This is a genomic window from Pseudomonas sp. MF6751, assembly GCF_016613265.1.
Lineage (GTDB): Bacteria > Pseudomonadota > Gammaproteobacteria > Pseudomonadales > Pseudomonadaceae > Aquipseudomonas > Aquipseudomonas fluorescens_BV.
Genome location: NZ_JAENSV010000032.1, coordinates 40602 through 51191 on the forward strand (window position 1 = coordinate 40602; position 10590 = coordinate 51191).

Sequence of the window (10590 nt, forward strand, 5' to 3'; positions counted from 1 at the left end):
TGTGTAGATACCTCTGACCATCGCAGGCAAGCCAGCTCCCACAAAAGGCCAGCCTCCAGTCAGACCAGCTCCCGAGCAAGAAACGGCGCAGTCCGGCTGGTCTTGCTCTTGGCCACTTTCTGCGGCGCCCCACACGCCACGACTCTCCCGCCCAAGTCCCCTGCTCCCGGCCCGATATCAATCACCCAGTCACTTTGGGCCACAACGCGCATTTCATGCTCCACCACAACCACCGTATGCCCCGCATCCACCAACTGGTTCAGTTGGCTGAGCAAACGATCGACGTCCCTGGGGTGCAACCCGGTGGTCGGCTCGTCCAGCACATACAAAGTGGCGCCCCGGGCATTGCGTTGCAACTCGGTAGCGAGCTTGATGCGCTGTGCCTCACCGCCCGACAACTCGGTGGCCGGCTGCCCGAGGCGCAGATAACCCAGGCCGATATCGCGCAGCACGACTAACGAACGCAGGATGCCCGGCTGCTCGGCAAACACCTGCACCGCTTGCTCCACCGTCAACCCCAGCACCTGGGCGATGTTCAAGCCCTGCCATTTGATCGCCAGGGTGTCGGGGTTGTAGCGCGCGCCATGACAGGTCGGGCATGGTGCGTACACGCTGGGCATGAACAGCAACTCGACGCTGACAAAACCTTCACCCTCACAGTTCGGGCAACGGCCCTTGGCGACATTGAAGGAGAACTGCCCGGCATCGTAATTGCGCTTCTTGGCCGCTGGCGTGGCGGCGAACAGTTTGCGCACGTTGTCGAACAGCCCGGTGTAGGTCGCCAGGTTGGAACGCGGCGTGCGGCCGATGGGTTTCTGGTCCACCTGCACCAGGCGCTGAATGTGCTCGAGCCCGGCGCTGATGCGCCCGCCACTGGTTTGCGGTGCAGCATCTTCCAGGCTCGGTTCGTCGTCGCTTTCCAGCACACGCCCCAGGCCCGTGCCCACCAATTCCAGCAGCGCCTGGCTGACCAGGCTGGATTTGCCCGAGCCGGAAATCCCGGTCACCGCGGTGAAACAGCCCAGCGGGAAATCCACGTTCAAATCTTTCAGGTTATTTCGCGTCACGCCTTTGAGCTTCAGCCAACCGGCCGGCTCGCGGCTTGGCGCATTGGCCGGGCGAGGTGGGGCAAACAGGTATTCGCGGGTCTGCGAGGCCTCGACATCCGCCAACCCTGCGGGCGGCCCGCTGTACAGCACTTGCCCGCCATGCTCGCCGGCAGCCGGGCCCACGTCGATCAGCCAGTCGGCGCGGCGCATGGTTTCCAGGTCATGTTCCACCACAAACAGCGAATTGCCCGCGGCCTTCAAACGATCAAGCGCGGTGAACAATGCTTCGCCATCCGCCGGGTGCAGGCCCGCCGAAGGCTCATCGAGCACATAAATAACACCGAACAACTGCGAGCCCAATTGGGTAGCCAGGCGCAGACGCTGCAGTTCCCCGGACGACAGGGTCGGCGTGCTGCGCTCCAGGGACAGATAGCCCAGGCCCAGTTCGATCAGGGTGTTGACCCGTTCGAGCAGGTCCTGGGCGATGCGCTGGGCCGCCAGGCGTTTTTCCACCGACAGCTTCATCGTGTCCTGCCCCGCGGCCACCGGCTGCAGCAACTCGGCCAATTGCGCCAGGGACAATTGCGACAGCTCACCGATATCCACCCCGGCAAACTTCACCGACAGCGCCGCCTGGTTCAGGCGTTTACCCTCGCACAATGGGCAGGCACTGCCTTGCATGAACTGCGATACACGCTTTTTCATCAGCGCGCTTTGGGTGTGGGCGAAGGTGTGCAGGATATAGCGCCGAGCGCCGCTGAACGTGCCTTGGTAGCTGGGTTCGAGCTTGCGTTTCAACGCCTCGCGGGTCTGCTGCGGGGTGAAGCCGGCGTACACCGGTACGGTGGGGGTTTCTTCGGTGAACAGGATCCAGTCGCGCTGCTTTTTCGGCAGCTCGCGCCACGGGATGTCCACGTCATAACCCAGGGTCACAAGGATGTCGCGCAGGTTCTGGCCCTGCCACGCCAACGGCCAGGACGCCACTGCGCGCTGGCGGATAGTCAAGGACGGATCGGGCACCATCAGCGCTTCGGTCACTTCATACACGCGGCCCAGGCCGTGGCATTGCGGGCACGCGCCCTGGGGCAGGTTCGGCGAGAAGTCCTCGGCGTACAACATGGCCTGCCCTTTCGGATAACGGCCGGCGCGGGAATAGAGCATGCGGATCAAGCTCGACAAGGTGGTGACACTGCCCACCGACGAGCGCGCACTGGGTGTACCGCGTTGCTGTTGCAGGGCCACGGCAGGCGGCAAGCCTTCGATGCTGTCTACGTCCGGCACGCCGACCTGGTCGATCAAGCGCCGCGCATACGGCGCCACCGATTCGAAATAGCGGCGCTGGGCCTCGGCGTACACCGTGGAAAACGCCAGGGACGATTTGCCGGAGCCAGACACGCCGGTAAATACCACCAGGGCGTCCCGGGGAATATCCACATCGACATTGCGCAAGTTATGTTCACGGGCGCCACGCACCCTGACGAAGCCCGTTTGCCGGGCGGTGAGCGGTGGGATGTTGCGCTGTGAAGTCATGGGCAACCTTGTCTTGCGCCAAGCACCCTGCGCACGCGTTGGGTCAGGGCATCGGGGCTGTAGGGTTTGCTCAGCAGGTGGATATCGGCGCTGAGCAGATGATTGGAAGACAGAATGTCGCGGGTGTGACCCGAGGTAAACAGCACCGGCACCGGCGGGTTCTGCGCGCGGGCCCAGGTGGCCAGGTCGGTGCTCTTGACCCGACCGGGCATCACCACATCGGTGAAGATCAGGTCCGGCGACACGCCGCGTTGCAACACTTGCATCGCGCGGTCGCCATCCTCGGCGGTCAGTACGGTATAGCCCGATTGCTGCAGCAACTCGACCACCGTCAGGCGCACGCCTTCGTTGTCCTCGACCACCAGGATGGTTTCCTGGCCGCCGCCTTGCAGGTCCGCATCACTGTAGTCGTCGAAGCATTCAGGCTCCAGGCAGTGGGGGAAATACATCTGCACCACCGAGCCCTTGCCCTCCTCGCTCCACATGTCCACGTGCCCGCCACTTTGGCGCACAAAACCGAACACCATGCTCAGGCCCAGGCCGGTGCCGTGGCCTTCGCGCTTGGTGGTAAAGAAGGGTTCGAATGCGCGCTTGAGGGTCGCCTCGGACATGCCCACGCCGGTGTCGGCCACTGCCAGGCGCACGTACTCGCCGGGCTTGATGCTTTTACCGATGCAATCGTCCGGGTTGAGGATGACGTTTTCCCCGGTGATACGAATCACACCCTCGCCCTGCATGGCATCGCGGGCGTTGATCGCCAGGTTGAGCAGCGCGTTTTCCAGCTGGTTGCGGTCGACATTGATGCACCAGGAGTCCTGGGGCAGTTGCACGTCGATATGAATGGTTTCCCCCAACGCCCGTTGCAACAGCTCGCCCAGGCCGGCGTAGATGCGCTGCGGGTTGTACACCGCCGGAGACAAGGGCTGGCGACGGGCAAAGGCCAGCAGTTGCGACGACAGCTTGGCCCCTCGCTCCACGGCGGCGATGGCCGCGGTGACGCGACGTTGCACCTGACAATTGTCCGGCTCATGCCGGGCGAGCAAATGCAGGTTGCCGGCGATCACTTGCAGCAGGTTATTGAAGTCATGGGCTACGCCACCGGTCAGGCCGCCAATCGCTTCCAGCTTCTGTGACTGGCGCAACTGGTCTTCTGCGGCAGACCGCGCCTGCACTTCAGCGGCTACGCGTTGCTCCAGATTATGGGTGAGCTCCTGGCGCACCCGCTCGGACTTCACCAGTTCGGTGGTTTCCACCACAATCGCCAGCACCCCGGCCGGCTGTTGGTTGTCCCCGGCCACGGGGCTGTAATAGAGGTCCAGCCATACGCTTTCCGGTTGGCCGTGACGCGATAACACCAGCTCCTTGTTATTGAACGACAAGGTACCACCCGCCAGGCACGTATCCACCACATGCCGATTGAACTCGGCCACTTCCGGCCAGCCCAGTTCTACCGGAGTGCCCAAGAGGTAGGGATGGCGCCCGCCGGCAAATACCGAATAGCTGTCGTTGTAGATCATGTACCCAGCCCGCCCCCACAGCATCACCATCGGCACGGGTGAGGCGAGCATCATTTGCACGGTGCAAGCCAGGCTCGTGGACCACTGATCCAAGGGGCCAAGGTCGGTACTTGACCAGTCAAACGTGCGAATCCGCTGGGCCATTTCGCCGGCCCAGCCTTCACAGCCATGGGGGTTGGATAAAAATTGCATGATTGGGCTCTGTGCAGGGACAAGACAGTCGCAAGTTTTGGAGCGCGCCAGCGGTGGATGGTTTCATCCTGAACACAGAGGAATGCACAAACCCCTGGAACTCAATGAAAATCCCGGCTGCGCATCACCATTCCATCCAGCAACGGCGTCAAATCGGTGAGGCGCCCCGCGATCAAATGCCGCACCTCACCCACCGCCTCCCAACGGCCGTCCACCTTGAGCAAACGCGAGCCCACCAGCGCCTGGCGCTGACGCTCGGCCAGGTCGCGCCAGACCACCACATTGAGGTTGCCGAACTCATCCTCCAGGGTGACAAAGGTCACGCCGCTCGCCGTGCCTGGGCGCTGGCGGCCAGTGACCAGCCCGGCGATACTCACGTTGCGCCCATGTTCCACCGTCAGCAACTCCTGGGAACTGCGGCAGCGGCGCCGGCGTAACTCGGCGCGCAACAACGCCAGGGGATGGGGCCCCAGGGTGGTACCGAGGGTGGCGTAATCGGCGTGCAAATCTTCGCCTACCGTGGGCTCGGGCAATGCCACCCGCGTTTCATCGGGGCTCGGCAGGCCGGCAAACAAGCCCAGTTGCTGATGCACACCGGCCACGTCCCAGCGCGCCTGATGGCGGTTGCCGGCCAGGGCGCGCAAGGCCCCGGCATCCGCCAGCAGCGCCTGGGCACGCGTATCCAACCCGGCGCGCGCGTCCAGGTCAGCGATGTCATTGAACAGCCGCTGCTGCCTCGCCGCTTCGATACGCCGCCCGTCGTCCTCGCGAAACCCCGAGATCATGCGCAAGCCCAGGCGAATCGCCGGTTGCTGGCCGTCGATGGGCTCCAGGCTGCATTCCCAGTCGCTGGCCTGCACATCCACCGGGCGGATCTGCAAGCGATGGCGCCGAGCGTCCTGCAGGATCTGGTCCGGGCTGTAAAAGCCCATGGGCCAGCTGTTGATCAGGGCGCAGGCGAAGGCCGCCGGCTCATGGCATTTGAGCCAGCAACTGGCATAGGTCAGCAAGGCGAAACTGGCGGCGTGGGACTCCGGGAAACCATAGCTGCCAAAGCCCTTGATCTGCTCGAAAATCTGCGCGGCAAAGGCTTCGGTGTAGCCGTTTTTCAGCATGCCGGTGCGCAGGCGCTGCTGATGCGGCTCCAGGCCGCCGTGGCGTTTCCAGGCGGCCATGGAGCGGCGCAACTGGTCGGCCTCGCCGGGGCTGTAGTCGGCGGCGACCATGGCGATTTGCATCACCTGTTCCTGGAACAGCGGGATGCCCAGGGTGCGTTCCAGCACGGCCTTCAATTGCGGCGACGGATAGGTGGTGGGCTCTTCATTATTCCGCCGACGCAAGTACGGATGCACCATGCCGCCCTGGATCGGCCCAGGCCGCACAATGGCAACCTCGATCACCAGGTCATAAAACGTCTGCGGCTTGAGCCGGGGCAACATCGACATCTGCGCCCGCGACTCGATCTGGAACACACCGATGGTGTCGGCCTTGCTGATCATGGCGTAGGTGGCCGGGTCTTCCTTGGGAATCGTGGCCAGGCTCAAGTCCCGGTGGCGATGCCGGCGCAGCAAATCGAAGCAGCGGCGGATCGCGCTGAGCATGCCCAGGGCGAGGATGTCCACCTTGAGCAAACCGACGGCGTCGAGGTCGTCTTTGTCCCACTGGATAATGGTGCGTTCGGCCATGGCCGCATTTTCCACCGGCACCAGGGTGTCCAGCGGGTATTCGCTGATCACAAAGCCGCCAGGGTGCTGGGACAGGTGCCGCGGAAAACCGATCAGTTGCTGGGTCAATGTCAAGACACGCCGCAGCAGTGGGCTGTCCGGGTCGAAGCCGCTTTCACGCAGGCGCTCCAACGGCGGCGCCTCATCGCTCCAGCGCCCGCAGCAATCGGCCAAGGCGTTGATCTGGTCCGCCGGCAGCCCGAGGGCCTTGGCCACATCACGTACCGCGCCCGTGGCGTGGTAACTGCTGACCACCGCCGTCAAGGCTGCACGGGTGCGGCCATAGCGCTGGAACACGTATTGCAGCACCTCTTCGCGGCGCTCGTGCTCAAAGTCCACGTCGATGTCCGGCGGCTCGTTGCGCTCTTTGGACAGGAAGCGCTCGAACAGCAGGTTGGTCAGGCTCGGGTTGATTTCGGTGATGCCCAGGGCAAAACACACCGCCGAGTTAGCCGCCGAACCACGGCCCTGGCACAGGATCGAACGGCTGCGGGCGAAACGCACGATGTCATGCACCGTAAGGAAATAGCTTTCGTAACCCAGCTCGCTGATCAGTTGCAGTTCACGATGGATTTGCTGCAAGGTCTTGTCGTCGATGCCTTCGGGCCAGCGCTGGGCGATGCCTTCTTCGGTGAGGGTGCGCAGCCAGGATTGGGCGTCATGCCCCGCGGGTACCAGCTCGCGTGGATAGTGATAGCGCAACTGGCCGAGGTCGAAGGTGCAGCGCCGCGCGATGGCGAGGGTTTCATCCAGCAAGGCCTGGGGGTACAGCGCCGCCAGCGCGTCGAGGCTGCGCAGGTGGCGTTCGCCATTGGGGTGCAGGCGCGTGCCGGCTTCGGCCACCGGCACGTGGTGACGGATGGCGGTCATGGTGTCTTGCAGGGCACGGCGGCCTCGCGCATGCATATGCACATCGCCGCAGGCCACGGCAGGGATTTGCAGGCTGTGGGCCAGTTGCAAGCGCTGTTGCAGATGGCGCGCATCGTCCTGCCCACAGTGCAGGTGCACCGCCAGCCACAGGCGCTGGTCGAAGGTGCGGCGCAGCCAGTCGAGGCTGGCCTGGGTGTCGCTGTCTTGCGCCACCCACAACGCCAACAGGCCGGGCAACGGTTGCTGGAAATCTTCCTGTAGCAGGCGATAACTGCCCTTTTCAGCCCGACGCCGGGCCAGGGTGATCAGCCGGCACAGGTGCTGATAACCGCTCAGGTTCTCCACCAGCAGCACCAGTTTCGGGCCATTTTCGATGTGCATTTCGCTGCCGATAATCAACGGCAGGTCCACCGCTTTGGCGGCTTGCCAGGCGCGCACGATGCCTGACAGCGTGCATTCATCGGTGATCGCCAGGGCGCTGTAGCCTTGGCGCTTGGCGCGCTCGAAAAGCTCCAGCGCACTGGAGGCACCACGCTGGAAGCTGAAATTGGACAGGCAGTGCAGCTCGGCATAATTCATGCGTCCCCACCCCCTGTTGGAGCGAGCTTGCTGTGGCGAGGGAGCTTGCTCCCGCTGACTGCGCAGCAGTCTCCGGCTTTTATTGGGGGCGCTGCGCACCCCAGCGCAAGCAAGCTTGCTCGCCACAGTAAGTGCGCTCCAGCTGAGGGGATGCTCATGCAAACCACCCTTGCAACCACAACCCATCGCCTTGCCCCACCGTGCGATAGGCCCAACCCTGCTGGCCGGCGCGGGTCTGGACCAGGTAATAGTCGCGGCGGACATCGGCGCCATCCCACCAGCCCGATTCAATACGCTCCGGGCCCATCAGGATCTGTACGCCGTGGTCGGCCAGCAAGGTCGGTTGCGGCAATAACCAGCCTGGGCGGCGGACCTTGTTCAAGCTCGGGCACGCCTGATGGTCGGTCGCGGCCTGCCAGGCGCATTCGGGGCGATGGTCGGCCTGAAAACGCAGGCCCTGCACCGCCTCATCCCCCAGGCGTGCACGCAGGCGTTCGCGCAACTGTTCCCACGGCAGGGTTTGTTGCGGGCGGTCGTCGAACAGGTCCTGGCGTTGCGGCACGAACACCGGCAAGTCCTCGGCCACCAGGCGCACACCCCGCACTGGCGCGGTGACCTGTACCTGCTCCAGGCGCCCACGGGCCAGTTCGAACAACATCGAAGGCTCGCGCTCGGCGCTGAGCAGGCCTACCTTGATCACGCTGTCTTGTGCCTGGGCATGTTCCAGGTGCAGGTCAAAGCGCTGCACGCCACTGTCACGGCCGCACAGGAACGCGGACAGATCGCCGGTCAAGCGCCGCAAGGGGAACAACAGCGCCTGGTGGGATTGCACATCGAAATTCAACTCGATGCGTGCATCGAACTGGTCGGGTGGTTGATAAAAATCCAGGGCCAATGGCCGCTGCCCGCTCAGGGCGTCGAGGTGCTTGAGCAGGCTGGCGTCAAAACGTCGCGCCAGGGTATGCCGGGGCAAGGCCTGCACCTGGGCCAGGCTGCGCAGGCCCATGCGCGACAAGGCGGTGGCGGCCTGGGGTTCAAGGCCTGCACGGTCGACAGGCAGCGACGCCAGGGCCTGCATCAGGGCGCTGTCATCGGCCACGGCCAGGCCGTCGTAGCCGTTTGCCAATATCCGCGCCGCCGCCGGGTTGGGCGCAGCGACGATGCGATGACGAAAGCCAAGTTCGGTCAGCTCTTTGCGCAAACGCGCCTCAAGTTGCGGCCAGGGGCCGAACAGGCCCAGGCTCGATTCGATCTCGAACAACAAGGCCCGTGGGTAATACAGGCTGACCTGGGAGCTGAATCGGTAGGCCCAGGCGGCCAGAAACTGCTGCAGGCGCTCGATCTCCAGCGGGTCGTATTCGACACAGGCAAACTGCTTGACCAGGGCATGGGCTGCCGTCAACGATTGCCCGGGGCGCAGGCCCAAGGCGCGGGCGGCGGCGTTGACGGTTTGCAACACGCGCCGCTGCGGCGTGCCGGCCAGCAGCGCCAGCGGCTGCTCGGGTTCGGGATGCACACGCTGTGCCCCGTCCAGCGCCAATTGCGGGAAGACAATACACACCCAACGCATGGCAACCTCAATGCCCCGCCAGGGCAATCGGCGCCGGATGGGCCAGCCCGCCACGGCACTTGAGCACCCGCACTTGCGCGGGCCTGGCCTCGACCGCCAGGCGCAGGGCGGCAGGCGAGGCATTGATCGCCTCGCTCAGGGAGCGCCAGGCAAACGCCAGGGTCTGCCCGGTTTCGGCCGCCACCTGCAAACGCCGCAAGGCACGATCATCGGCCTTGCGCGGCCAACACAACACCGCCCCGCAACTGCCAGAACGCAGGCATTGCTCCACCGCCCACAGCGCGTCACGCTCCTCGGCCCGGATGATGGACAGCTGGCGCACATCCACCCCGGCGTTCTGCCACGCATGGGGATAGGGGGTATAGGGCGGCGCCACCAGCACAATGCGCTCGCCCAGGGCCGACAGGCGCGCCAGGGTAGGCAGCACCAGTTGCAACTCGCCCACCCCGTCCTGGGCCATCAGGATTTCACTCAAGGCCGATTCAGGCCAGCCGCCACTGGGCAGCACCGCATCCAGCGCCGCCAGCCCCGTGGGGTGCACGCTGGCCGGGGGCGCGGCGGGCCGGCCCTTCCAGACTCGCCCGCCATTGAACAGCGAGTCCAGGGCAACCACGGCGCCCATCAGCCTTGCCTCACCAGGCCGCAGAACACGCCTTCGATGGCCAGGTCCTGCTCGGGCCCGACCACGATGGGTTGATAGGCCGGGTTGCGCGGCAACAGGCGAACCCTGTCGCCGTTGCGCTCGAAACGCTTGATAGTGACGTCGCCGTCCAGGCGCGCCACCACAATCTGCCCGTTCAAGGCTTCGGCACTGCGGCGCACGCCCACCAGGTCGCCGTCGAGGATGCCATCTTCAATCATCGAATCGCCCTGCACCCGCAGCAGGTAATCGGGGGTTTTGGCGAAAGTGGCGGGGTCCAGTTGCAAGCGGCTGTGCACCTCGGCATCGGCGCCAATCGGCCGACCGGCCGCCACACGGCCGAGCACCGGTACATCCAGCCACTCGGGACGCGCAGGTTGATTGAGCAAGCGAATGCCACGGGCCTGATTGGGGTTGACCTCGATAAACCCAGCTTCGGTCAGCGCCACCACATGCTTGCGGGCAACGCTGCGAGAGGCGAAGCCGAACGCCTCGGCGATCTCGGCGAGGCTGGGAGGCTGGCCTTGTTGCGCGATGCGTTCGCGAATGAAGGTCAGGATGGCGGTGCGGCGGGGAGTCAGGTTTGTCATGGAGTACATTTGTACTCCTGTGGGAAATTTCTGACAATAACCGTCAGTCTGCTAATTGCCAGCTCCCACATGAAGGCATAGGTATCTACTTAAGTCTGTAAGCTCAACGGTTACAACGATGCGAAGCGAGCCGCTCTTGATCTTGATCTGCTTTTGATCTTAGGCGCCCCGTTAAACCACGCTGGCCGGAATTCGACAGGGGTTTGGGGGGTAAACCGGCAGGGATGCCGGTTTAGCCGCCCCGCGCCATGGATGGCGCGTGGCGGCGGCCCCCCAAATCACTGGCGGATTACGGGCACACCGAGCCTAAGCGAGGTGCCGAGTGGTGG

General features: G+C 64.4%; 6 protein-coding genes. All 6 read right to left on the bottom strand.

What is annotated here, in order from left to right:
* Positions 1 to 59 precede the first annotated feature (59 nt).
* The gene (uvrA, locus tag JJD66_RS21215; protein WP_200648948.1) at positions 60 to 2579 is read right to left on the bottom strand and encodes an excinuclease ABC subunit UvrA; all 2520 of its coding nucleotides are present in this window, start codon (positions 2577 to 2579) and stop codon (positions 60 to 62) included.
* Positions 2576 to 4288: an ATP-binding protein gene (locus JJD66_RS21220; protein ID WP_198716140.1), complete on the bottom strand. Its 1713-nt coding sequence runs from the start codon at positions 4286 to 4288 to the stop codon at positions 2576 to 2578. Before JJD66_RS21220 ends, uvrA begins: the two co-directional genes overlap by 4 nt.
* Before the next feature lie 101 nt (positions 4289 to 4389).
* On the bottom strand, positions 4390 to 7461 hold the full coding sequence (locus JJD66_RS21225) for an error-prone DNA polymerase (RefSeq protein WP_200648949.1): 3072 nt from the start codon (positions 7459 to 7461) through the stop codon (positions 4390 to 4392).
* 154 nt (positions 7462 to 7615) lie between these two features.
* On the bottom strand, positions 7616 to 9031 hold the full coding sequence (locus JJD66_RS21230) for a Y-family DNA polymerase (protein WP_198716142.1): 1416 nt from the start codon (positions 9029 to 9031) through the stop codon (positions 7616 to 7618).
* 7 nt (positions 9032 to 9038) lie between these two features.
* On the bottom strand, positions 9039 to 9653 hold the full coding sequence (gene imuA, locus JJD66_RS21235; protein ID WP_003191873.1) for a translesion DNA synthesis-associated protein ImuA: 615 nt from the start codon (positions 9651 to 9653) through the stop codon (positions 9039 to 9041).
* Positions 9653 to 10270: a transcriptional repressor LexA gene (gene lexA, locus JJD66_RS21240; RefSeq protein WP_072448369.1), complete on the bottom strand. Its 618-nt coding sequence runs from the start codon at positions 10268 to 10270 to the stop codon at positions 9653 to 9655. The genes imuA and lexA overlap by 1 nt, the downstream gene beginning before the upstream one ends.
* Between the last annotated feature and the right edge of the window lie 320 nt (positions 10271 to 10590).

What these genes read in the sequence shown, in the direction of transcription:
- uvrA (WP_200648948.1), bottom strand. Translation starts at nt 2,579, where the DNA reads ATGACTTCACAGCGCAACATCCCACCGCTCACCGCCCGGCAAACGGGC.
- JJD66_RS21220 (WP_198716140.1), bottom strand. Translation starts at nt 4,288, where the DNA reads ATGCAATTTTTATCCAACCCCCATGGCTGTGAAGGCTGGGCCGGCGAA.
- JJD66_RS21225 (WP_200648949.1), bottom strand. Translation starts at nt 7,461, where the DNA reads ATGAATTATGCCGAGCTGCACTGCCTGTCCAATTTCAGCTTCCAGCGT.
- JJD66_RS21230 (WP_198716142.1), bottom strand. Translation starts at nt 9,031, where the DNA reads ATGCGTTGGGTGTGTATTGTCTTCCCGCAATTGGCGCTGGACGGGGCA.
- imuA (WP_003191873.1), bottom strand. Translation starts at nt 9,653, where the DNA reads ATGGGCGCCGTGGTTGCCCTGGACTCGCTGTTCAATGGCGGGCGAGTC.
- lexA (WP_072448369.1), bottom strand. Translation starts at nt 10,270, where the DNA reads ATGTACTCCATGACAAACCTGACTCCCCGCCGCACCGCCATCCTGACC.